Origin of the sequence: Tritonibacter horizontis, from assembly GCF_001518015.1 — a bacterium.
Lineage (GTDB): Bacteria > Pseudomonadota > Alphaproteobacteria > Rhodobacterales > Rhodobacteraceae > Epibacterium > Epibacterium horizontis.
The window spans coordinates 1-22,248 of sequence record NZ_LPUY01000065.1; the positions used below are offsets into that span (position 1 = coordinate 1).

Consider the following 22,248-nt stretch of genomic DNA (forward strand, 5'->3'; position numbering starts at 1 on the left):
CGCCGCCGGTGAAGGGGGTTCTAAGCCCACCAACCAAGACCCGCAACCCCTTTTTTGCAAATCTGTCATTTTTTCAGCTTCCCCGCGTAAATCCTTATATTTTCCTGGGGTTAGGGTCTGAAGAAATCTGTATCAGGATGCTGAGCCGGGGGGACTTGGGCGTCTAAATGCGCGTCCGCCCCCCTCAACGGGCGGAATCGGCCGCGCCGAAACGGCGTCGAATACGGTCCGGGGCGCGAATCCGGCCCGGCAATTTCAGGCGCAGCAGCAACAGGACGATGATTCCACCCAGATAAAGAAGCGGCTCGATCTGAAACCCCTTCGCCAGCAGGACAAAATGCAGGGCCGCCAACACCGCGGCCGGGTAGCTTAGCTTATGAAGACGCCGCCATGTGCTGCCCAGCTTCCGGATCGATGCCTTGTTCGACGTGACCGCCAGGGGGATCAGCAGCACAAAGGCGGCCATACCAACCGTGATATAGGGCCGCTTGAGAATGTCAGCGATGATCTGAGAGGGGATTTGCACATCAAGCAGCAACCAGACGAGCAGATGGCAGAGGACATAAGAGAATGTCAGCAGCCCCAAGGCCTGACGAAACTTCAACAGGTTCAGGCCAACAAATCGACGAAGCGGCGTCACCGCCAGGGTCGCGATAAAGAACTGCAGCGCCAGTTCGCCATAGCGGTGTTCCAGTTCTTTGATGGGCTCGACGCCAAGTGATCCGGAAAGCGCAAGCCAGAACAGCCAGACAGCAGGGGCCAGCCCAGCAAGCCAGAGGGTCCAGACCGGGATCCGCCGCAGAGAGGGATTAAGGGCACTGAGGGCCATCAGAAGTTCTTGGCCAGATCCATGTCGGCATAAAGCGATGCGACTTCTGTCTCGTATCCGTTAAACATTTCGGTTGGTTGGCGACGCGCAAACAGACCGCCCCCGATGCGGCGTTCCGAGGCCTGGCTCCAGCGGGGATGATCAACCTCCGGGTTCACATTGCTGTAAAACCCATACTCGCGGGCGTTGGCCATATTCCAGCTGGTCGGTGGCTCCTGATCGGTCAGGGTGATCTTGACCACCGATTTGATCGACTTGAAGCCATATTTCCACGGCACCACCAAACGCAGCGGTGCGCCATTCTGGTTCGGCAGAGGTTTGCCAAAGATTCCGGTGGCCATGATAGTGAGCGGGTGCATCGCTTCATCGAGGCGCAGCCCTTCGCGGTAGGGCCATTCCAGAACGGGATAACGCGTGCCGGGCATTTCCTCCGGGCGCAACAAAGTTTCAAAGGCAACATGGGTTGCGCCCGCCTGAACCCCCGCCAGCGCGAGCAGATCGGCCAGCTCGAACCCCTGCCAGGGGATCACCATCGACCAGGCCTCGACGCAGCGAAACCGGTAGATCCGGTCCTCCAGAGTCATTTCCGACAGGATTTGCTCAAATCCATAGGTGCCGGGCCGGTCAACAAGGCCGTCGATCTCTACTTCCCAGGGGCGGGTGGTCATCTGACCGGCATAGGTCGCAGGATCGGTCTTGCCGGTGCCGAATTCATAGAAGTTGCAGTAGGACGTGACTTCTTCCCAGGTATTGGTCTCCAGCTCCGCGTCCTGCGCGGCGGCCAAGCCGCCACCGATCGCGCCGAGCCCAACGCCACCCAGCCCGGCCAGAAGCGCACGCCGGTTCCAGAATGCGGCCTCGGGCGTGATGTCCTTGGGGGTCAGATCGTTTTGCCAGCGGTGGGCCATTGCGGTGCTCCTCGAAATACGCGTTGCATCTGAGGTAACCCGTCCGGGCCCTCGTGCAAAAACATATCCTCTCACATCTCCGCGACAGCACTGTAACTTGGCATGATTTCATTCATCGGCCGGGAGGAGCCATCCTCCAGCACGATCCGCATGTGGCGTCGCCGCATCTTGCGCGGCTCATCGACACCGACCGAATGGGCGATGGTCTCGACCTCGTGGATCACTTCGCGGGCGTAGCGGGCAACTTTCAGGTATTTGTCCTCCACGACCAGCCCCTGCTGAAGTCGCGGATCGTGGGTGGTGATCCCGGTCGGACAGGTGTTGCGATTACACTTCAAGGCCTGAATGCACCCCAGCGAGAACATAAAACCGCGCGCGGAGGTCACGAAATCGGCCCCCGCCGCCAGCGCCCACGCGACATCGCCGGGGTTCACCAGCTTGCCACTGGAGATCAGGCGGATGCGATCCTTGAACCCATATTCGTCCCGCAGATTGCAAACCAGCGGCAGCGCCTCGCGGACGGACATGCCAACAAGGTCAATCAGGGGCATCGGCGCGGCCCCTGTCCCGCCTTCGCCGCCATCCAGCGTGATGAAGTCAGGCACATCATCAGGACGTGCCGCAAAATACATGAACATTTCCCGCAGGGCCGCCTCTGACCCGGCAACCGTCTTGATCCCCACCGGTTTGCCCGAAATCCGGCGCACGCGCGCCACCATATCGAGCAGGTCGTCATAGTTGGCGATATCCGGGTGCCGGTTGGGCGAAATGCTTGCGACGCCTTCGGGAATACCGCGTATCGCAGCGATTTCGGCATTCACCTTGGCCGCAGGAAGGATGCCGCCCTTGCCGGGCTTGGCCCCCTGCGCCAGCTTCAGCTCGAACATCTTGATCTGCGGAATTTCAGCGAGTTCAATCAGCCGCGCCTCGTTCAGGTTGCCTTCTGTATCACGCACGCCGTATTTGGCGGTCCCGATCTGAAACACAATGTCACACCCGCCATCGAGGTGAAACGGACTCAGACCGCCCTCCCCGGTATTGAGCCAGACGCCCGCCTCCCGCGCGCCCCGACTGAGAGCCACGACCGCAGGACGCGACAGGGCACCATAGCTCATGCCGGAAATGTTGAAGAAGGATGGCGCGTTATAGGGAACGCGGGCGGTTGGCCCGATCAGCATCGGCTCTGTACTGGCGTATTGGTCATTCAACGGCGGGAAGGCCGCATTGACAAAGATCGGCGTGCCCGGAACCGCCATGTTCCGGGTCGAGCCAAACGCGACCGTATTGGTGACACCGGCGCAGGCCCGCGCGATCCACTCTCGCTGGGCACGGTTGAAGGGCAGTTCCTCACGATCCATGGCAAAGAAATACTGGCGAAAGAACTCACCCAGACTGCTGAAGAGATGTCGAAACCGCCCCAACACAGGGTAATTGCGCCGGATCGCATCCTGCGATTGGGTGCGGTCGACCAGAAACATGCCCCCGGCAATCAGGATCAGCAGGCCCAGCGCACAAATAAAAAGAACCGCAAGGACCGAGACCGCGTTCATCGCAAACCCCATGGATATCGTCTCTCTTTCCGGCCCGCAGACCACTGTGGCATTATCCGCCTTATCCCGATGCGCCATGACTTGTGCATGACAAACCGCGCAGGGGTCTGGCGCCCATATCGAAACAGGGCCACCCTTCCGGGCGACCCTGTCGTTCACTTAACCGGCCTCAGTGTACAACCGCATCATCCGGGCGCGGCCTGTCGGTTGTGCCCAGTCGATCCCCGATCACCAGCCCGTCTGTCCCGGCAGCGACCGGAATAGTGTCACCATCCCGGATGTCTCCGCTGAGCAACGCCTCTGCCAGCGGGTTTTGCAGGGCACGCTGTATCACCCGCTTCAACGGACGGGCACCAAACACCGGGTCATAGCCCTCCTCGGCCAGCCAGGCCTTTGCACCCTCATCCAGTTGCAATGTGATTTTACGCGAGGCCAGACGTTTTTCCAGCCGCCGCAACTGGATCTCGACAATGCCCCCCATGTCCTGCCGACCAAGCCGGTCAAAGATCACGGTTTCATCAAGGCGGTTCAGGAATTCCGGTCGGAAATGCGCACGAACCGCGTCCATCACGTCCCGTTTGGCATCGGCGGCGCTGCCTCCCTCGGGCAGTTGGCTCAAGGCCTGCGCCCCAAGGTTGGAGGTCAGGATGATCAAGGTCTGCTTGAAATCGACCGTCCGCCCCTGCCCGTCCGTCAACACGCCATCATCCAGCACCTGCAACAGGACGTTGAACACATCCGGATGGGCCTTTTCGACCTCGTCAAACAGAACCACCTGATAGGGCCGCCGACGAACAGCTTCGGTCAGGGAACCGCCCTCGTCATACCCCACATAGCCTGGAGGCGCCCCGATCAGCCGTGCAACGCTGTGCTTTTCCATGAACTCCGACATATCGATGCGCACCATCGCACCGTCGTCGTCAAAGAGATACTCCGCCAGCGCCTTGGTCAGTTCGGTCTTGCCGACGCCGGTTGGCCCGAGGAACAGAAATGAACCAAGCGGGCGATTTTCGTCGTTCAGACCGGCCCGGGCGCGTCGCACCGCGTTCGCCACTGCCGTCACTGCTGTATTCTGGCCGATGACGCGGGTGTGCAGCCCGTCCTCCATCCGCAGCAACTTCTCCCGCTCGCCCTCAAGCATCTTGGACATCGGGATACCCGTCCACCGCTCGACCACTGCGGCAATCTGCTCCGGGCGTACGGCTTCTTCGACCATCAGCCCCTGCTGTTCTTTTTGCTCGGCTTCGGTCAGCTGCTTTTCAAGGTTTGGAATGACGCCATAGGACAGCTCCCCCGCCCGGGCGAGGTTGCCTTCCCGCTTGGCGATATCCAGCTCCGCGCGGGCCCGGTCGAGCTGCTCTTTCAGGTCGCGGGCAGAGGCCAGCTTGTCCCGTTCCGCTTGCCATTGAGCAGTCATTTCGGCAGACCGTTCCTGCAGATCGGCCAGTTCCTTTTGCAACTGCTCCAGGCGGTCCTTCGAGGCTGTGTCATCTTCGAGTTTGAGTGCCTCGTCCTCGATCTGCATTTGCAGGATCTGCCGGTCCAGCGCGTCCAGCTCTTCGGGTTTGGAGTCCACTTCCATCCGAAGCCGGGCTGCGGCTTCGTCAACCAGATCAATTGCCTTGTCTGGCAGAAAGCGGTCGGTGATGTATCGGTTCGACAAGGTCGCCGCCGCCACAAGCGAGGCATCAGCGATGCGCACACCGTGGTGCAGTTCGTATTTTTCCTTGATCCCGCGCAGGATCGAAATCGTATCTTCAACCGTTGGTTCATTCACCATCACCGGCTGGAACCGGCGGGCAAGGGCTGCGTCCTTTTCGACGTATTTCCGGTACTCATCCAGCGTGGTCGCACCAATGCAGTGCAGCTCCCCCCGCGCCAGGGCGGGCTTGATCAGATTGGCCGCATCCATGGCCCCGTCCGATTTCCCGGCGCCGACCAAGGTGTGCATCTCGTCGATGAACAGGACCACTTCGCCGGCGGCGTCTGTCACCTCGTTGAGAATGTTCTTCAACCGCTCCTCGAACTCGCCGCGAAATTTGGTCCCGGCAATCAGTGCGCCCATATCGAGCGCCAGCAGCCGCTTGTCGCGCAAACTTTCCGGCACGTCACCGTTGATGATACGCAGCGCCAAACCTTCGGCGATTGCGGTTTTACCGACGCCGGGCTCACCAATCATCACCGGATTGTTCTTGGTCCGGCGGGACAGGACCTGCATCGCGCGCCGAATTTCGTCGTCCCGGCCGATGATCGGATCAATCTTGCCCTGGCGGGCGCGCTCGGTCAGGTCGAGTGTGTATTTCTTCAACGCTTCGTAGCTGTCCTCGGCCGTGGCAGAATCCGCCGTCCGGCCTTGCCGGATGTCGTTGATCGCCTCGTTCAGCTTCTGGGCTGAAACCTTCCCAGCCTCCAACGCGTCGCGCGCCTTGGATTTAACAAGCGCCAGCGCCGTCAGCATCCGCTCAACCGGGACAAAGCTGTCGCCAGCCTTTTCCGCCACCTTGGCAGCCTCGTCCAACACCTTTGCGGTCTGGCCGTCCAGATAAATCTGACCGGAATCGCCGGACACCCTGGGCAATTTCCCAATCGCCAGTTCGGTTGCTTCGCGCACCAGCGCAACATCGCCCCCGGAGCGGGCAATCAGATTTGCCGCCATCCCCTGGTCGTCGTCCAACAAGGCTTTCAGGATATGTTCTGGCGACAGGCGTTGATGGCTTTCCCGCAGAGCAATGGTCTGGGCTGCCTGCACAAAACCGCGCGCCCGTTCAGTGAACTTGTTCAAGTCCATCGTCTTCTCCTCTTCATAAGCGCCCCGTATTTAACCCCGCCTGCTTGGCAGCACAGGGTTGGTCCGGGCCTCGATCCAAGATGTGGGCATCCGTTGCCCATCTTCAAGTCTGTTCTTAGCATATCAGAGATTGATGAACCTTGACCCGGATCAACCGCACAGACCTGTGGGAGTAAAAAGCGCATCATTGGTCTTTTCCCAATCGGCCAATGCCAGTAGGAGGACCTAACCCAGCGCCAAAACCGGAGTGTGCCGATGACCGTCCAACTTGCAGATGACCGCCTGATCGTAGCCATGGATGTGCCGAACGCCATCGCCGGGCTGAAGCTGGCGGAACAGCTTGGCGATGCGGTCAGCTTTTACAAGATCGGTCTCGGGATGCTGACCGGCGGTGGCCTGGCCCTGGCCAACGAGCTGAAAGAGGAACATGGCAAGCGCATTTTTCTCGACATGAAGCTGTTTGACATCGGAGTGACGGTAGAGAAGGCGGTTCGCGGTCTGGCCCAGTTCAACCTGGATTTCCTCACGGTTCATGGCGACCCTTATGTGGTGCGCGCGGCCAAGGAAGGTGCCGCCAGAACGGACATGAAAATTCTCGCGGTGACCATTCTGACGTCACTGGACCGCGACGATCTGGACTCCGCCCTGATCAAACCCGGCGAAATCCGGGATCTGGTCCAGGAGCGGGCCGGCAACGCCTTCGCCGCGGGGGCGGATGGCGTGATCGCCAGCCCACTCGAAGCCGCCCTTATTCGTGCCCTGCCAGAAGCGGAAGGCAAGCTGATCGTCACACCCGGCGTACGCCCCGTCGGGTCAGATCTTGGCGACCAGAAACGTGTAACCACCCCGGCTCTGGCGCTCGCGGCAGGAGCGGATCACCTTGTTGTGGGCCGCCCGGTCTGGGCAGCTGCTGCCCCCCGTGACGCTGTGGACAGCATCCTCGGCGAGATGAACAGCCCCCAGGCAAGAACACCGAACCAAAACTAGCCCCCGCCTGCCCAATAAAAGGGCGCAGGCATTCCCGCGTTCGTGCGGCCGATTTCGCCCTGTCAGCACCGTTCATCGGTGCCTCAACCCGCGAAATTAAAAGGGGAATTCTTGCATAGAGGTGTTCGAATTGTGAAATTCGAATTCTTCATACGTGACTTGGAAAGCACAGGTGTTGTTGAGAAATACGACGTTTTGCTACGTTAAACTTTGCCAAAAGGTCAGAATTGTTCGATTCTGAGGGCGAGACACTCCCCTGACGTTGACCTCTTCCTGAGCGGCGTCACCTTCCCCCCGCCTCTTGTGCGGGGGTCTTTCTTTGAAGAGAGGCCTTTTAGTCTCCGTCTATGTTAGGCTCTGGCGCCAGCAGCACCGGATGTCTCCAGGTAATCCCGAAGACGCTGTTTGAAACTTGGGATGGCAAGCGGATGCGCCAGATAGGCAGTTGGTGCCATCAGGTCCCAGCCTTGACCCTCGTCGCCAAACTGGATCTCGGCTGCCGTTTCCGCCGGTCGGTGCGCGACAAAGAACCAGCTCGCGCCGTCCTCCACCAGATACCTGCGCCCATAGTTCAGCTCTGACAGCTCCAGTCGCAGCCCGACCTCTTCCTGCGTTTCCCGCAGTGCGCATTCCTGCGGAGTCTCCGTCCCTTCGCGCCCGCCACCGGGAAAATCCCAATGACCCGGATAGGGGATGTCAGGGCGCTCGTCCCGCAGCAACACCAGCAGGTCCTGACCGAGAAACAGCGCCAGTTTCGCTCCGATAAAGCCCATGGTATGAATAGTCTCCGCAGCGACAAGTTGAGATGCCGACAGCGACATTAGCCGGTATGGGTGTCACATGCACGCGTGTTCCCGCATTTCGGTCCACCCGACTACTCCAGCACACCAACGAGACTTCCATGCCTGCCCTTTGCCGTGATTGCCTGCATCGCTTTGAGCCGCCCGCTGCGCCTTCCCCGCGCCAGCGCTGTCCGGCCTGCCGCAGCATGCGACTGAAGACTCATCCAGAACTCTTCTCCCTGACCATCGCGCATATGGATTGCGACGCCTTCTATGCCAGCGTCGAAAAGCGGGACAATCCCGAACTTGCGGACAAACCTGTCATCATCGGTGGCGGCCACCGGGGCGTCGTGTCCACCGCGTGTTATATTGCGCGCATTCGTGGCGTCCGCTCTGCCATGCCGATGTTTCAGGCGCTGAAGCTCTGCCCGGATGCGGTTGTGATCAAACCGCGCATGGATGCCTATGTGGAAACCAGCCGCGCGATCCGCAAGATGATGGATGAGCTGACGCCCGAGGTTGAACCGCTGTCACTGGACGAAGCCTTCATGGACCTTTCTGGCACAGAACGGCTGCACGGGGCCCCGCCTGCGGTGATGCTCGCCCGGCTGGTCAAACGCATGAAGGACGAACAGGGCGTCACCGGATCCATTGGCCTCAGCCACAACAAGTTTCTCGCCAAGGTGGCATCGGATCTGGACAAGCCGCGCGGTTTTTCGGTGATCGGCGCTGCCGACACCGCCGATTTCCTGCGCGACAAACCCGTGCGGCTGATCTGGGGGATTGGCCCGGCCGCCCAGACGGCCCTGGATGCGGCTGGGATCCGCACATTCACCGACCTGCTGCGCTGGGACCGACGGGACCTGCACAACCGGTTCGGAAGCATGGGCGATCGTCTCTGGCATTTGGCGCGGGGCGAAGACCGGCGGAAGGTCTCGGGTCGCGCGCCGGTCAAATCAATCTCGAAGGAGACAACCTTTTTCGAGGATACCATGCATATGGACGTTCTGGATGGGCATCTCTGGCGGCTGGCGGAACAGGTTTCCGACCGGGCAAAGGCAAAACAACTGGCGGGGCGCATCGTCACACTGAAGCTGAAACGCGCCAATCACAGCGCCCTGACGCGGCGCCACTCCCTGTCCGGCCCGACCCAAATCGCGGATCAGATCTATCGCACCGCCCGAAGCCTGCTGGATCAGGCCGTGACCCAGGGTCCGTTTCGCTTGCTGGGCTGCGGCATCAGCGACCTGGTCCCCGAGGCACAGGCCGATCTGACGGGTGATCTGCTGGACCCCAATGCTGCGAAACGTGCCAGCGCCGAGCGCGCCGCAGATGACATTCGCAAACGCTTTGGCAAAGCGGCGATCCTGAAAGGCCGCGCATTGCGGTGAGTGCCGGAATTTACTCTGCCGCCATCGGCTGACATTCCGAGCCCTGATCCGCAATATCGCGCAATGCCCGTGTCAGCCGCCCGCGCACCGCCTCGAATTGTTCGTTCGGCGTGATATTGGCTTCATCCATATAGAGCGACCGGTCGATTTCGACCTGAATGGCATGCTGTCCGCGCGACGGGCGGCCATAAGTCTGCGTGATATAGGCCCCCGCGAAGGGCGAATTGCGCGCCACCCGGAAGCCTGCAGCGGCAAAGGCGGCCTCGACCCGATCCATGACCTTGCGGTCCGCCGCTGCGCCAAACCGGTCGCCCAGCACGATCTCGGGGCGCTGCGCGCGATGCATCGCGACGCCTTCGACAGCCTCATGCGGCATGGAGTGGCAATCAATCAGGATCGTTTCGCCGAATCGGCTGCGGGAGGCATCCAGCAAGCGTTGCAGCGCCGCATGATAGGGCTGCCAGTAGTTTTCGATTCGCGCCCGCGCCTCCGCCAGCGAAAGTTTTCCACGGTAAATCGTCCGTCCATTGGAAACCACGCGGGGAATCACTCCCAGGCCAGAGGCGACTCGCGGGTTCTGGCCACGTCGCTTCACCCCGTCGATCAACGCCGGATCCAATTCCTCGCAAGATCGGTTGAAATCCACAAATGCGCGGGGCACCCGGGCCGTTAACATCGGCATGCCAAGATCCGGCGCCGCTGAAAACAAGGCGTCGACAAAGGCATCTTCGCTGCTTCGCAAGCGTTTTGGGTCAAGAATCGACTGTTCCACAAAAGCTTTTGGGTAATCTGCGCCGCTATGTGGCGACGCAATCACCACCGACGATTGCCACTCCTGTGGCATCTCGATTGAATATGCCTGCGCTGACATATGTGTTCCACCCTCCCGCGTGATGCCCTCAGCATAGAGTTTATATTTCTGTGGCAAAAGCTCTTGCGCCCACAATCGACTCCTTTTATAGACCCCTTCACCGACGCGAAGCGATGTGCCAATCGGCACGACAAAGTCGTTTTGATGTTGGCATCATGGGCGGTTAGCTCAGCGGTAGAGCACTTCGTTGACATCGAAGGGGTCACAAGTTCGATCCTTGTACCGCCCACCATGATTTCGCAGGTCTGAACCAGGTTGGTTCTGACGCCCCGCTAACCCAGGCGCTGGTTCGCGCCGCAGAAAAGGAGAGAGGCCATGAAGGTCAAGAATTCGCTCCGCTCGCTGAAGAACCGGCACCGTGATTGCCGGATCGTGCGTCGCAAAGGTCGCGTTTACGTGATCAACAAGACCCAGCCGCGCTTCAAAGCTCGCCAGGGCTGAAGACTGCAGCAAACTGCCTCGCAAGAGGGTTTGAAAAACCGCATCTCAGGATGCGGTTTTTTTGTGTTTGTGCCACCGATCAGCGTGCCTCTGCCGAAATCACACAATTCCGACAGATATAGTAGGTTACCCCCTTACATTCTTCCCACAATGTAGTAATTGACTAAACGACTTGGGTTTAGCGCAAAGCGGCGTCCCAGGGCCTGCGACAACCATAGGGATGGAACGTTCATGAAAGCCACTATTCTTGCCACAGCAATCACCACCAGCCTCGCAACGACGGCCGTTGCCGATGGGGTGGTCAATCTCTATTCCTCTCGTCACTACGACACCGATGAGCGCCTCTACAGCGATTTTGAAGAGGCAACCGGGATCACCATCAACCGGATCGAAGGCAATGCGGACGAGCTGATCGCACGCATGGAAGCCGAAGGAGCGAACTCCCCTGCTGATGTGCTGATCACTGTCGACACCTCGCGGCTGGCACGCGCCAAGAACGCCGGTATTCTGCAATCCATCGACAGCGATGTGCTGGAAGACAAGATCCCGTCCAACCTGCAGGACACCGACAACCAATGGTTCGGTTTTTCCCAGCGCGCACGGATCATTTTCTATGCCAAGGACAGCGTCGACACGCCGCCCGCGACCTATCTTGACCTCGCCGACCCGGCTTATAAAGGCAAGGTCTGCATCCGGTCCTCGACCAACACCTACAACCAGACGCTGCTCGCCTCGATCGTGACAAACCACGGCGAAGACGCGGCGGCAGACTGGGCCGAAGGCGTCGTGGCGAACATGGCACGCGCGCCTCAGGGTGGTGATACCGATCAATTGCGCGGTCTGGTGTCTGGCGAATGCGAAATCGCTGTCTCCAACAGCTACTATTTTGCCCGCGCCCTGCGCACAGACGTCAAGGGCGTCTCGGCAGACATCGACAAGATCGGCTGGGTCTTCCCCGCGCAGGACGCTGAAGGCGCACATATGAACCTGTCCGGAGCCGGTGTGGCCGCACATGCCCCCAACCGCGACAACGCCATTGCGTTCCTGGAATATCTGGCCTCCGAACAGGCTCAGAAATACTTCTCCAGCGGCAATGATGAGTTCCCGGCCGTTGCAGATGTCGAACTGGCCGACAACGTCGCCAAACTGGGTCAATTCAAGGCAGATGGGGTCGATCTGGCAACCGTGGCAGAGAATATCCCCACAGCGCAAAAGATCTTTAACGCTGCCGGTTGGGAATAACCAAACCGCCCTTACCGGGGTATCAGGATTTCGACAGGCGCAGTTTCGACTGCGCCTGTTTTCGTAAGGAATTGGCCGTTGTTCCGACTCGGTTCCGGGTGGTGGGACCTGGCGCTATGTCCAGATGGGAAAATATCAATTGCCACACAATTGGAATTTTTCCGGTGAATCAAGCCTCAAGCATCCAGAGGGCATCCGCGCCGCCACGCGCACCGGATGTTTGTCTGGACCGGCCCGCCGACACCCCCTATAGAGTCGCGCCAAGCACACCATAGAGTTTGCACATCATCCAACCGGGAGCGCGGCCACCATGCCGAATGCAATGCACGCGATGCGCGGGGGCTTGTCCTGATGCGCGTCCCAGTCACAATTGTCAGCGGCTATCTGGGTGCCGGGAAAACGACCCTCATCAATCGACTATTGCGCGAGGACCATGGCCTGCACCTGACGGTGCTGGTCAATGATTTTGGCGCGATCAATATTGATGCCGCGCTGATCGCGGGCTCGAATGTCGAAAGCGTGGCCCTGGCCAATGGCTGCGTCTGCTGCTCGCTGAGTGATGACCTGGCACAGAGCATCAATCAGGCCCTGACAGGCGATATCAGGCCGGATCACATCGTGATCGAGGCAAGCGGCGTCGCCGACCCGGTCGCCATCGCCAATGTCCTGTTGGAGGATCGTCGCCTCAGCTACTCCGGGGTGGTCACCGTCGTCGACAGCTGCAATGTGGATCGGCTTCTTTGCGACCCTGTCCTGCAGTCACAGGTTACGCAGCAGATCCGGGCCGCCGATATCGTCCTGATCAGCAAGCTGGAGGCCGCACCAAGCGAGGCATTGCTTGCCCAACTGCGGCAGTGCGGCGCCCGCGCGCCGACCTCCCTGAATGATATTTCGCTCTCCCAGATGCTGTTCGACATCGTGCCCTTGCCACGCGACGCCACCCCGGTTCCCCATCCGGGCTATGTCAGCTGGCAACACCGCAGCACCCGCGTTCTTGACCGGCGCGCATTGGGCGACAAACTGGCCGCGCGCCCCGAAGGGCTCTACCGGATGAAGGGCTTTGTGCTGACCTCGGGCGGTGCCTATGAACTGCATATCGTCGGGCGCCATGTCGAAGCGCGTCGCTGCGAGGCAGAGGAAACCCTGCTCGTGGGTCTGGGTCCGGAAAAGCGGATCAGCCGGGATCAGATCGAGGCCTGGTGGAGCGGGGCCTGAGGTCGCCTCAGCGCCGTAGCCCCACCTGACGACAGATCAGGATGACCGGCAGCAGTCCCACAGCCATGATCACCAGCGACGGAACTGCCGCACCTTCCAACCGCTCGTCCGCGGCCAGTCGGTGGGCCTGCACCGCCAAAGTGTCAAAGTTGAAGGGGCGCATGATCAGCGTCGCCGGCAGTTCCTTCATCACATCGACAAAGACAATCAACAGCGCCGTCAGCAGGCTGGGTGTCAGGATTGGCAGATGCACCCGGCGCAGCATGCCCAGTGGGCTCTGCCCGAGTGACCGCGCTGCCGCATCCATATTGGCATGGACCGTAGCCTGCCCGCCCTCATAGGCCCCAAGCGCTGCGGCCATGAACCGGACAAGATAGGCCATCACCAGCAACCAGATCGAACCAGTCACCAACAGGCCAGTGCGAAGACCAAACCGGGCCTGCATCCACGCATCCAGCGCATTGTCAAAGGCCGCAAAAGGCACCATCAACCCCACCGCGATCACCCCGCCCGGCACCGCATAGCCCAGCCGCGAGAAATAGGCCGCGGCGCTGGAGGTCCGACCGGGGCGCAGCCGCTGGTAAAAGCCAAGGCAGATCGCCGCCACAAGCGTCAGCCCGGCCGCGACACTGGCAAGGGTGACGGAGTTGCTCAGGAACGCGATATAGCGACGGCTCAGCAGGTCCTGTTCCGACTGCAGCCCCATCAGGGACAGGCTGACCAGCGGGATTACGAACCCCAGCACCACCGGCAGGCAGCACAACACCATCGCCGCCACCGCCCGGCCACCGGACAACTCTGTCGGGGGCATGGTTGTTTGCTGTTTCCCGGCATGGTGATAGCGGGCCTTGCCCCGGCTCGCCCGTTCGGCCACGGCCAGCAACAGCGCAAACCCAAGCAGGCAAAGCGCCAATTGTGCCGCACCGGACCGGTCCCCGATCGAAAACCAGCTGGTGTAGATTCCGGTGGCAAAGGTCTGCACCCCGAAATAGGCAACCGTACCATAGTCCGCGATGGTCTCCATCACTGCGAGCAACACGCCGGATGCCACGGCCGGACGCGCCATCGGCAGGCTCACCCGCCAGAAGGCGCGCCAAGAGTTGTCGCCAAGCGCCCGCGCAGCCAGAAACGCGCTGGCGCTCTGTTGAAGAAACGCGGCACGGGCCAACAGATAGACATACGGGTAAAGAACCAGCACCAGCATCGCCGCCGCCCCGCCCAGAGACCGGATTTCAGGGAACCAATAGTCTCGCGGTCCCCAACCCGTCACATCACGCAGCGTCGATTGCACGATCCCTGGATGGTCCAGCAGGAACGTATAGGCATAGGCCAGCACATAGGCGGGAAAGGCCAGCGGCAGCACCAGTGCGATCTCGAAGATCCGGACTCCGGGAAAGCGGGTCATGGTGACAATCCACGCGGCCCCGACACCAATCGCAAAGGTGCCGACAGACACCAGCGCCACCAGATAGAGCGTCGTCAGCGCATATCTCGGCAGCACTGTCCGGGCGAGATGCGTGATCGTTTCGGCCCCGCCGGACAGGGCCGCAATCGCCACCGCCACCATCGGCAGCAGGCAGGCCAGCGCGACGAACCATGCCACCGACGCAAAACCACGTGCGCCTCTGGCACGCGCGGCTTTGATGCGGTGGGGGGCACGCGGCCGGGTCGGAGTTGCGTCTGTCATCTATCCTGCCTTCAACAGTGCCGGTCCTGTTTCAAGCATTTTTGTCGGAAACTCCAGCGCGAAACCGCTGCGGCCCAGAGCGGGCAGCAGCGGCACAGCAACGCCCCCAAGGACAAGACCCCGGGGTCAGTCGTATTTGCGTTGATCCTCGATCACCAGCCCGTCCTTGGGCAGACTGCCGGGCGGGACGATATTCACCGCGCCCTTGAGTTTCAGCAAATCAGCGACAGATCGGGCAAAGCTGACCTCGTCCCCGCCGTCGGCCTCGATCTGCACGGTCATCACGTCCATTTCCCCCTCGCGGGCAGCAATAACGCGCGCTTTGACGATCTCATCGTGTTTCGCCACAAGGGCCGCGACCTGTTCCGGGCGCACGAACATGCCCTTGATCTTGGTGGTTTGATCCGCCCGGCCCATCCAGCCCTTGATCCGGAGGTTCGTCCGTCCACAGGGGCTTTCTCCCGGCATCACGGCCGATAGATCGCCGGTGGCAAACCGGATCAGCGGGTAGTCACGGTTGAGACTGGTGACAACAACCTCCCCCACCTCTCCCGGGGCAACTGGAGTGCCGGTCCCCGGTGTGACGATCTCGACGATGACATGTTCATCGACAATCATCCCCTCCATTGCAGGGGTCTCGTAGGCGATGTTCCCAAGATCGGCTGTGGCGTAGCATTGCAGGCAGGAAATGCCGCGATCCGCGTAATCCTTTCGCAAGGAAGGAAATAATGCACCGCCCCCGACAACAGCCTTGCGAAACCCGAGGGTGACGCCCATCGCCTCTGCCTTGTCGAGGATCACTTTCAAATAGTCGGGTGTCCCCGCATAGGCTGTCGCGCCAACATCGCGCGCGGCTGTGACCTGAAGTTCGGTCTGACCGGTTCCGGCCGGCAAAACCGCCGCCCCGACGGTGCGCGCACCACTTTCAAAGATCATTCCGGCAGGCGTCAGATGGTAGCCGAAACAGTTTTGCACGACATCACCCGGTCCGACCCCTGCCGCGTGCAAGAACCGCCCCATGCGCCACCAGTCATGATCCACTCCGCCCGGTTCGTAAATCGGACCAGGCGACTGAAAGATATGAGCAAAACCATGCGCCGGCTTGAGAGTGAAGCCGCCGAAGGGGGGGTGAGCAGCCTGCGCCGCACTCAGGTCTGCCTTGCGCAGTACCGGCAAGGTGGCCAGATCGGCGACGGTCCGGATCGCAGCGGCGTCGGCATCTGCCAGCAACGCAGCAAAACCGGGCGCGGATTTCGCGCGCGCGATCTGTTCCGGCAGACGCTCGGCCAGATCTGCGGCACGGGCGTCGACGCTGCGCGTTTCCAATGCATCAAAATATGTCATGACTTTACCCTCTTGCCTCAGCTCAGCCATCTCTTGCGACGACGATAGGAGCGCACGTCGCGGAAGCTCTTGCGCCCTTCTTCCGACATGCCGAGGTAGAACTCCTTCACATCCGGGTTTTCCCGCAGCTCCGCGGCCGGTCCGTCCATCACAACGCGTCCGGATTCCAGGATGTACCCAAAGTGGGCATAGCGCAGCGCCACATTTGTGTTCTGCTCCGCCAGCAGGAAGGTTACCCCTTCGTTTTCGTTGATCGACTTCACAATCTGAAAGATCTGCTCGACCAGCTGCGGGGCCAGCCCCATCGAAGGCTCGTCCAGCAGGATCGTCTCAGGGCGGCTCATCAGGGCCCGCCCCATCGCGACCATCTGCTGTTCGCCGCCCGAGGTATAGCCGGCCTGACTCTTGCGGCGTTCCTTGAGACGCGGGAAATAGGTATAGACCATTTCCAGGTCTTCTTGGATTTTTGCTTTGCTGTCGCCGCGGGTGTAGGCCCCGGTCAACAGGTTTTCCTCAACCGTCAGATGTTCAAAACAATGACGGCCCTCCATCACCTGGATCACGCCCTTGCGCACCAGATCCGCCGGGTCCTGCGCGTGAACCTCTGCGCCGCGATACCGCACGGACCCTTTGGTCACTTCGCCACGCTCCGAATGCAGCAAGCTTGAAATCGCCTTGAGTGTCGTGGTCTTGCCTGCGCCATTGCCGCCCAACAATGCGGTGATGCCGCCCTTTGGAACCTTGAGGCTGACGCCTTTCAGGACGAGGATCACGTGGTTGTAGATCACCTCGATATTATTGACTTCGAGCAGGGTCTCCACCTGCGAGTCTGTGGTTTTGGCCGCGTCCAGCATCTCGATCGCCTATTCCTTCGCGCTTGTCCGGGTCGGACAGGGTGGGTGCGGCGCGGAATGCCGCACCCCTTGGGCTGAGTGGCCGCGCCGATGCCTCTGAGGCCGCGGCGCGGTGCGAACGCTTATTTGCAGCGCTCTTCGATATTGTTTTCCGCGGCATAGGCACTGGAATCTTCCGCCACCAGTGGACCAAGCACATCGGAATCCGTCGGGTTGAACCCGGAGATCATCGACCAGGTCTGCGTTTCCGCATCCCATTGGGTCATCCCGACAAGACCGGGCCCGCCATGGTTTTCACAGGAGACCGAGAAAGACGGGCCAAAGTTTGGCATGCCGAGTTCGGTCATCAGATCCTGGGTGATCTCAAGCGCTTCCATGCCATCGCGCATCATCGCCGGGGTGATATCAGCCACGCCGTGGATCTCTTGTGCTTTCTTGGCAGCCTCGACCGCCAACATCGCCGCATAGAACCCACGGTTGTAGAGCACGTTGCCGATCTGGTCGCCGGCACCCGCCGCGAGACCTTTTTCCACGACATGCGTTTGCACATCCGCGAACACCGGGAAGTCACGACCCACGTTGTGGAAAGTGATCGCCTTGTAGCCGTCGGCCTGATCACCCGCCGGCATCACGTCATGCTCGGCCCCGGACCACCAGACACCAATGAAGTTTTCCATCGGGTACCGGATGTTCGCCGCTTCCTGAATGGCAACCTGGTTCATCACGCCCCAGCCCCACATCACGACATAGTCGGGACGGTCGCGACGGATTTGCAGCCACTGCGATTTCTGCTCCTGACCGGGGTGATCGACCGGCAGCAGCTTCAGCTCGTAACCGTGCTTTGCCGACAGTTCTTCCAGGGTACGGATCGGTTCCTTGCCATAGGCAGAGTTGTGATAAACCAGAGAGATCGTCTTGTCTTTCAGATCGCCCGCGTTTTCTTCCAGCAAGTAGTTGATCACGCCGGATGCGCCATCCCAGTAGTTCGCGGGATAGTTGAAGACATGCGAGAACACTTCGCCGTTTGCAGCCGAGGTCCGGCCATAGCCCATGGTGTGAAGCGGAATGCCGTCTGCGGTCACTTTTGGGATCAGCTGGTAGGTAATGCCCGTGGACAGCGGTTGGTAAACCAGCGCGCCTTCGCCCTTAGTGGCCTCATAGCATTCCACACCCTTTTCGGTGTTGTAGCCGGTCTCGCACTCAACAACGCGCGCCTTCACGCCGCCGATGCCGCCGTCACGCTCGTTCACGAGGGTGAAATAGTCATTATAGCCGTCAGAGAACGGAATACCGCCCGCCGCATAGGGGCCGGTGCGATAGCTCAGGTCCGGAAAGACCAGATCCGCCATTGCGGGACCGGCCACCATCAGGGCGCTCAGCGCCAGGGTCGTCATTTTCAGTGTCATCGGGTTTCATCCTCCCTTGAATTCATTGTTCCGATGTTTCGATTATCGGGGCCGGTCTCCTCCTGCCGCCCCCGGCGATGTCATGTGGCCGCGCCGCGCTAGTGCGGGAAGGGCCACAGCCGCAGCTTTTCCTTGGTCACGCGCCAAAGCTGCGCCAATCCATGTGGTTCGAGGATCAGAAAGGTGACGATCAGCGCGCCGACAATCACCAATTGGAAATGCGCCACGATGTCCGTGGGCCAGCCGAGCAGATCAACGCCAACCACCTTCAGCACCACTGGCAGCAAGACCAGAAAGGCCGCTCCGGCAAAGGAGCCAAAGATCGACCCCAGCCCGCCAATGATGACCATGAACAGCACCAGGAACGATTTGTTGATCCCGAAGGCCTCGCCGACCTCAACCGCGCCGAGGTAGACCGAAAAGAACAGCGCCCCCGAGATGCCAACAAAGAAACCGGAGACGGCAAAGGCCGTCATCTTGGCCCGCAGCGGGCTGACCCCGATGATCTCTGCCGCAATATCCATGTCACGAATGGCCATCCAGGTCCGTCCCTGTGTCCCGCGGGTCAGATTGCGCGCCACGATGGCGCAGAAGGTCAGGAAGATCAGGCAGAACATATAGGTCGCCCAGGCCGGCGCATTCGGCCCGGTGATGACGATGCCAAACACGTCCCGCTCTGGCGCGTTGATCTGACCGGAGGCGGAATAATTGTAAAACCACGGCACCCGGTTGAAGAGCCAGACCAGAAAGAACTGCGCCGCCAGGGTGGCAACCGCCAGATAGAACCCCTTGATCCGCAAGCTCGGCAATCCGAACAGAACACAGACCAGCGCCGTCACCCCGCCCGCCAGCAGCACATGAATGAACATCGACACCTCGGGAAAAGATGTCATCAACTTGTAGCAGGCATAAGCTCCGACAGCCATGAAACCACCGGTCCCGAGAGAGACTTGCCCACAATACCCCACCAGTATGTTCAGCCCGATTGAGGCAATGGCGTAGATCAGGAACGGCAGCAGGATCGCGTTGACCCAATAGTCGTTAACGAAGAATGGAATGACACCATAGGCCACCGCCAGGACCGCAAAGTAGCGGTAGCGATCGAACCGGATCGGAAAGGTCTGGCTGTCCTCGGCATAGGAGAGTTTGAAGTCTCCGGCTTCACGATAGAACATGATGTCCCCCCAAATTGTCGTGGCGCTCAGTGGAGCACAACAGGATGAAAATTCGCCAAAAAAGCAGCGCTAGCACCCCGGCTGGGACTGCGAAACTCAGGCCGGATAGCGCCAGAAACCGCTCGGCGCAGACAGGCGGGACGCTCGCAAAACCGCCGACGGTCGACGTTTTGTCACGCCACCAGACGCGCTGCGCCAAAGGTCGGAAAAGCTCGCTGGACCGCTTCATCGCGCGCCTCGCGCGTTAACCATTTCGTCAGATTTCCGCGTTTTGCCACATTTTGCCCAAATCTGTTGGCCACATTTTGCGTGGGAAACGTGAGTGGGTAAGATGACTGCAATTCTGGATGAAATCCGGCGGCTGGATGCTGCCCGGAAACGAGGCGATATTTCCGCCAAGGAATATGCATCCGAAAGAGGCCGAATTCTGGCCTCTGTCGAGGATGCCGATATAGCGCCGACGATGGACGAGCCGCGGGTGCGCCCCTCAAGGCAGGCTGACACTGCGGCATCGGGTCGAACACAGTCCCCCCACCGCTCCGCCCGCACATCAGCGGGTCCGGCAGCAGAGCGCGCAGTTCCGCGCGAGGCAGAGCCCGCCCCACAGGCCGCGCGCACGGCTTCGCCGTGGCCACAGAGCGAGGCGATAGATTTTGGCGATCCGGACGCGTCCGATGACATCACGAATTTCTGGGGCCTGATATTCATTGGCTTTTGTGGCGCCGGCCTGATGACATTTTTGGTCGGGCGGTTGATCGGCGATCTCACCATCGCGCTGACGCTTGCAATCACGGTCTTCGCCGCCATGGTCATTGCCGCGTTCCAGCGAATGCAGACCTGAGGCCGCGTCACCGCAAACAGCAAGAGGGTATGCGGTTCAGACGCGCTCAATGATCTTTTCTCCAAACAGACCCTGCGGGCGAAACACCAGGAAGATCAGCGCCAGAACATAGGCAAACCAGTTTTCGGTTGCGCCGCCGACCATCGGACCAATGAGAAATTCGAACAGTTTTTCACCAACGCCGATGATCAGCCCACCCACGATGGCGCCGGGGATCGAGGTAAACCCACCGAGCATCAATACCGGAAGCGCCTTGAGCGCGATCAGGGAGAGGGAGAATTGCACACCGGACTTGGTGCCCCACATGATCCCCGCGACAAGCGCCACGAACCCGGCGACAGACCAAACCAATACCCAGATGAAATTCAGCGAAATCCCAACCGAAAGCGCGGCCTGGTGGTCGTCTGCAACAGCCCGCATCGCACGGCCCTGTTTGGTGTACTGGCTGAACAGCACCAGCCCCGTCACCAGCAAGGCCGCAATGACTGTCGCAACGATATCGAGATTGTCGATAAAGAACCCGTAGCCGAAGATATTGAACGTCACCTCGTCGATCCAGAGGTTGATCCCCTGGGGCAGGCCGACATCCAACGTTTTGATGTCAGAACCCCACATCAGATCCGCCACCCCCTCAAGGAAGTAAGCCAGCCCGATCGTCGCCATGAACAGGATGATCGGCTCTTGCCCGACCAGATGTTTCATCACCAACACCTGCACCAGCCAGGCCAGGACAACCATGACAGCCACGGTCAAGAGGATCGCGACCAGCGATGGCACCGTCCAGCCAAAGTGGGTCACATGGCTGCCGAAGACGGCGTTGATCATATGGGAGAACGGCACCTGTCCCTGCATGATGCCGACCAGGGTCATCGCCGCAAACAGCGCCATGACCCCCTGCGCATAGTTGAAAATGCCCGAAGCCTTGTAGATCAGCACGAAGCCCAGCGCGACGAGCGCATAAAGCACCCCCGCCATGAGGCCATTCAGCGTCACCTCCATTGCAAAGATCAATTGATCAGGCATGGTGTGCCCCCCTCTTCCAGTCTGCTGCCGTGATCGCCCGTTCAGTCATGAGACACCCCCAGATAGGCGTCGATCACATCCTGATTGTTGCGCACCTCATCCGGGGTGCCGTCGCCGATCTTCTTGCCGTAGTCCATCACCACAACCCGGTCGCTCAGATCCATAACCACGCCCATGTCGTGCTCGATCAGGGCAATGGTGGTGCCGAACTCATCATTCACGTCGAGAATGAAACGCGACATGTCTTCCTTTTCTTCGACGTTCATCCCTGCCATCGGTTCGTCCAGCAGCAGAAGTTTTGGCTCTGCAGCCAACGCCCGGGCCAGTTCGACGCGTTTTTTCAGACCGTAGGGCAGGCGTGAAACAGGTGTCTTGCGGATGGCCTGGATCTCAAGAAAATCAATGATCTTCTCGACCACTTCCCGGTTCTCATTTTCTTCCCGTTCCGCCCGCCCCTTCCAGAAGGCCTGCTGAAACAGGTTGGTTGTCATGTAGTTCAGCCGCCCGGTCATCACGTTGTCCAGAACGCTCATGCCATCAAACAAGGCAATGTTCTGAAAGGTGCGCGCGATGCCCTGCCGGGCCACCTCATAGGGGCGCATCTGGGGGCGTTTTTTTCCGTGGAACAGAACCTCGCCCTCCTGCGGCACGTAAAAGCCGGAGATCACGTTCAGCATCGAGGATTTGCCCGCCCCATTGGGGCCGATAATGGCGCGGATCTCGCCCTCGCGAATGTCAAAGGAAATGTCCTTGATCGCCACCACGCCGCCAAAGCGCAGGGTGATGTTTTTCATTTCCATGACCACGCCGCCAATGGTGCGTCCATCTTCGGTCACATAGCTGTCAGCTTGATCCAGCATGGGCTGCTCCTTCGATTTCTTGCTTGGCGGCATGGGACGGTGGGCGGGGCGAGG

General features: G+C 60.3%; 19 protein-coding genes and 1 tRNA gene. 7 read left to right on the forward strand and 13 right to left on the reverse strand.

The window, feature by feature from the left end; all coding sequences use genetic code 11:
* Window positions 1–184 precede the first annotated feature (184 nt).
* The 4 genes from msrQ to clpB form a co-directional block, all read right to left on the reverse strand.
* Window positions 185–829, reverse strand: coding sequence for a protein-methionine-sulfoxide reductase heme-binding subunit MsrQ (msrQ, locus tag TRIHO_RS11160; protein WP_068243318.1), 645 nt, complete (start codon window positions 827–829; stop codon window positions 185–187).
* Window positions 829–1,737, reverse strand: coding sequence for a protein-methionine-sulfoxide reductase catalytic subunit MsrP (msrP, locus tag TRIHO_RS11165; RefSeq protein ID WP_068243321.1), 909 nt, complete (start codon window positions 1,735–1,737; stop codon window positions 829–831). The genes msrQ and msrP overlap by 1 nt, the downstream gene beginning before the upstream one ends.
* 71 nt (window positions 1,738–1,808) lie before the next feature.
* Window positions 1,809–3,299 (reverse strand): FMN-binding glutamate synthase family protein, encoded by a 1,491-nt coding sequence (locus tag TRIHO_RS11170; RefSeq protein WP_068243324.1) that lies wholly within the window; start codon window positions 3,297–3,299, stop codon window positions 1,809–1,811.
* A 157-nt stretch (window positions 3,300–3,456) separates the two neighbouring features.
* On the reverse strand, window positions 3,457–6,075 hold the full coding sequence (clpB, locus tag TRIHO_RS11175; RefSeq protein ID WP_068243327.1) for an ATP-dependent chaperone ClpB: 2,619 nt from the start codon (window positions 6,073–6,075) through the stop codon (window positions 3,457–3,459).
* Between the two features lie 255 nt (window positions 6,076–6,330).
* Between clpB and pyrF the strand changes: the two genes are divergently transcribed.
* The gene (gene pyrF / locus TRIHO_RS11180) at window positions 6,331–7,062 is read left to right on the forward strand and encodes an orotidine-5'-phosphate decarboxylase (RefSeq protein ID WP_068243330.1); all 732 of its coding nucleotides are present in this window, start codon (window positions 6,331–6,333) and stop codon (window positions 7,060–7,062) included.
* A 350-nt stretch (window positions 7,063–7,412) separates the two neighbouring features.
* On the opposite strand, the gene TRIHO_RS11185 is transcribed toward pyrF, so the two are convergent.
* Window positions 7,413–7,835 carry an NUDIX hydrolase gene (locus tag TRIHO_RS11185; RefSeq protein ID WP_068243333.1) on the reverse strand — a complete coding sequence of 141 codons (423 nt, stop codon included), beginning with the start codon at window positions 7,833–7,835 and terminating at the stop codon, window positions 7,413–7,415.
* Between the two features lie 128 nt (window positions 7,836–7,963).
* On the opposite strand from TRIHO_RS11185, the gene TRIHO_RS11190 reads away from it, so the two are divergent.
* On the forward strand, window positions 7,964–9,235 hold the full coding sequence (locus TRIHO_RS11190) for a DNA polymerase IV (RefSeq protein ID WP_082705112.1): 1,272 nt from the start codon (window positions 7,964–7,966) through the stop codon (window positions 9,233–9,235).
* Between the two features lie 10 nt (window positions 9,236–9,245).
* Here TRIHO_RS11190 and TRIHO_RS11195 read toward each other — a convergent pair whose 3' ends face one another.
* Window positions 9,246–10,106, reverse strand: a complete 861-nt coding sequence (locus tag TRIHO_RS11195) for an N-formylglutamate amidohydrolase (RefSeq protein WP_068243340.1) — start codon at window positions 10,104–10,106, stop codon at window positions 9,246–9,248.
* 157 nt (window positions 10,107–10,263) lie between these two features.
* Between TRIHO_RS11195 and TRIHO_RS11200 the strand changes: the two genes are divergently transcribed.
* From TRIHO_RS11200 to TRIHO_RS11215, 4 genes are all read left to right on the forward strand, one after another.
* Window positions 10,264–10,338 (forward strand) — tRNA-Val (locus TRIHO_RS11200).
* An 83-nt stretch (window positions 10,339–10,421) separates the two neighbouring features.
* A complete protein-coding gene (gene ykgO, locus TRIHO_RS11205; RefSeq protein WP_008205324.1) occupies window positions 10,422–10,547 on the forward strand; it encodes a type B 50S ribosomal protein L36 in 126 nt (41 codons plus the stop codon).
* Between the two features lie 231 nt (window positions 10,548–10,778).
* Entirely contained in the window at window positions 10,779–11,789 is a 1,011-nt protein-coding gene (locus tag TRIHO_RS11210) for an extracellular solute-binding protein (protein WP_068243343.1), read from the forward strand.
* A gap of 351 nt (window positions 11,790–12,140) precedes the next feature.
* A complete protein-coding gene (locus TRIHO_RS11215) occupies window positions 12,141–13,004 on the forward strand; it encodes a CobW family GTP-binding protein (RefSeq protein ID WP_207498681.1) in 864 nt (287 codons plus the stop codon).
* Between the two features lie 7 nt (window positions 13,005–13,011).
* Here TRIHO_RS11215 and TRIHO_RS11220 read toward each other — a convergent pair whose 3' ends face one another.
* From TRIHO_RS11220 to TRIHO_RS11240, 5 genes are all read right to left on the reverse strand, one after another.
* On the reverse strand, window positions 13,012–14,571 hold the full coding sequence (locus TRIHO_RS11220; protein ID WP_232367774.1) for an ABC transporter permease: 1,560 nt from the start codon (window positions 14,569–14,571) through the stop codon (window positions 13,012–13,014).
* Window positions 14,572–14,817: 246 nt separating this feature from the next.
* Window positions 14,818–16,035, reverse strand: a complete 1,218-nt coding sequence (locus TRIHO_RS11225; RefSeq protein ID WP_068243345.1) for a phenylacetate--CoA ligase family protein — start codon at window positions 16,033–16,035, stop codon at window positions 14,818–14,820.
* A gap of 17 nt (window positions 16,036–16,052) precedes the next feature.
* A complete protein-coding gene (locus TRIHO_RS11230; RefSeq protein ID WP_068243348.1) occupies window positions 16,053–16,889 on the reverse strand; it encodes an ABC transporter ATP-binding protein in 837 nt (278 codons plus the stop codon).
* Between the two features lie 122 nt (window positions 16,890–17,011).
* Entirely contained in the window at window positions 17,012–18,295 is a 1,284-nt protein-coding gene (locus TRIHO_RS11235) for an ABC transporter substrate-binding protein (protein ID WP_068243351.1), read from the reverse strand.
* 98 nt (window positions 18,296–18,393) lie between these two features.
* The gene (locus tag TRIHO_RS11240) at window positions 18,394–19,470 is read right to left on the reverse strand and encodes a branched-chain amino acid ABC transporter permease (protein WP_068243354.1); all 1,077 of its coding nucleotides are present in this window, start codon (window positions 19,468–19,470) and stop codon (window positions 18,394–18,396) included.
* 331 nt (window positions 19,471–19,801) lie between these two features.
* Between TRIHO_RS11240 and TRIHO_RS11245 the strand changes: the two genes are divergently transcribed.
* Window positions 19,802–20,311: a hypothetical protein gene (locus TRIHO_RS11245; RefSeq protein ID WP_068243357.1), complete on the forward strand. Its 510-nt coding sequence runs from the start codon at window positions 19,802–19,804 to the stop codon at window positions 20,309–20,311.
* Window positions 20,312–20,347: 36 nt separating this feature from the next.
* Here TRIHO_RS11245 and TRIHO_RS11250 read toward each other — a convergent pair whose 3' ends face one another.
* Both TRIHO_RS11250 and TRIHO_RS11255 read right to left on the reverse strand, forming a co-directional pair.
* Window positions 20,348–21,334, reverse strand: a complete 987-nt coding sequence (locus TRIHO_RS11250; RefSeq protein WP_068243360.1) for a branched-chain amino acid ABC transporter permease — start codon at window positions 21,332–21,334, stop codon at window positions 20,348–20,350.
* Window positions 21,335–21,375: 41 nt separating this feature from the next.
* Window positions 21,376–22,194 (reverse strand): ABC transporter ATP-binding protein, encoded by an 819-nt coding sequence (locus TRIHO_RS11255; protein ID WP_068243599.1) that lies wholly within the window; start codon window positions 22,192–22,194, stop codon window positions 21,376–21,378.
* Window positions 22,195–22,248 lie beyond the last annotated feature (54 nt).

What these genes read in the sequence shown, in the direction of transcription:
- msrQ (WP_068243318.1), bottom strand. Translation starts at nt 829, where the DNA reads ATGGCCCTCAGTGCCCTTAATCCCTCTCTGCGGCGGATCCCGGTCTGG.
- msrP (WP_068243321.1), bottom strand. Translation starts at nt 1,737, where the DNA reads ATGGCCCACCGCTGGCAAAACGATCTGACCCCCAAGGACATCACGCCC.
- TRIHO_RS11170 (WP_068243324.1), bottom strand. Translation starts at nt 3,299, where the DNA reads ATGGGGTTTGCGATGAACGCGGTCTCGGTCCTTGCGGTTCTTTTTATT.
- clpB (WP_068243327.1), bottom strand. Translation starts at nt 6,075, where the DNA reads ATGGACTTGAACAAGTTCACTGAACGGGCGCGCGGTTTTGTGCAGGCA.
- pyrF (WP_068243330.1), top strand. Translation starts at nt 6,331, where the DNA reads ATGACCGTCCAACTTGCAGATGACCGCCTGATCGTAGCCATGGATGTG.
- TRIHO_RS11185 (WP_068243333.1), bottom strand. Translation starts at nt 7,835, where the DNA reads ATGGGCTTTATCGGAGCGAAACTGGCGCTGTTTCTCGGTCAGGACCTG.
- TRIHO_RS11190 (WP_082705112.1), top strand. Translation starts at nt 7,964, where the DNA reads ATGCCTGCCCTTTGCCGTGATTGCCTGCATCGCTTTGAGCCGCCCGCT.
- TRIHO_RS11195 (WP_068243340.1), bottom strand. Translation starts at nt 10,106, where the DNA reads ATGTCAGCGCAGGCATATTCAATCGAGATGCCACAGGAGTGGCAATCG.
- ykgO (WP_008205324.1), top strand. Translation starts at nt 10,422, where the DNA reads ATGAAGGTCAAGAATTCGCTCCGCTCGCTGAAGAACCGGCACCGTGAT.
- TRIHO_RS11210 (WP_068243343.1), top strand. Translation starts at nt 10,779, where the DNA reads ATGAAAGCCACTATTCTTGCCACAGCAATCACCACCAGCCTCGCAACG.
- TRIHO_RS11215 (WP_207498681.1), top strand. Translation starts at nt 12,141, where the DNA reads ATGCGCGTCCCAGTCACAATTGTCAGCGGCTATCTGGGTGCCGGGAAA.
- TRIHO_RS11220 (WP_232367774.1), bottom strand. Translation starts at nt 14,571, where the DNA reads ATGGTGGCGGTGGCGATTGCGGCCCTGTCCGGCGGGGCCGAAACGATC.
- TRIHO_RS11225 (WP_068243345.1), bottom strand. Translation starts at nt 16,035, where the DNA reads ATGACATATTTTGATGCATTGGAAACGCGCAGCGTCGACGCCCGTGCC.
- TRIHO_RS11230 (WP_068243348.1), bottom strand. Translation starts at nt 16,889, where the DNA reads ATGCTGGACGCGGCCAAAACCACAGACTCGCAGGTGGAGACCCTGCTC.
- TRIHO_RS11235 (WP_068243351.1), bottom strand. Translation starts at nt 18,295, where the DNA reads ATGACACTGAAAATGACGACCCTGGCGCTGAGCGCCCTGATGGTGGCC.
- TRIHO_RS11240 (WP_068243354.1), bottom strand. Translation starts at nt 19,470, where the DNA reads ATGTTCTATCGTGAAGCCGGAGACTTCAAACTCTCCTATGCCGAGGAC.
- TRIHO_RS11245 (WP_068243357.1), top strand. Translation starts at nt 19,802, where the DNA reads ATGACTGCAATTCTGGATGAAATCCGGCGGCTGGATGCTGCCCGGAAA.
- TRIHO_RS11250 (WP_068243360.1), bottom strand. Translation starts at nt 21,334, where the DNA reads ATGCCTGATCAATTGATCTTTGCAATGGAGGTGACGCTGAATGGCCTC.
- TRIHO_RS11255 (WP_068243599.1), bottom strand. Translation starts at nt 22,194, where the DNA reads ATGCTGGATCAAGCTGACAGCTATGTGACCGAAGATGGACGCACCATT.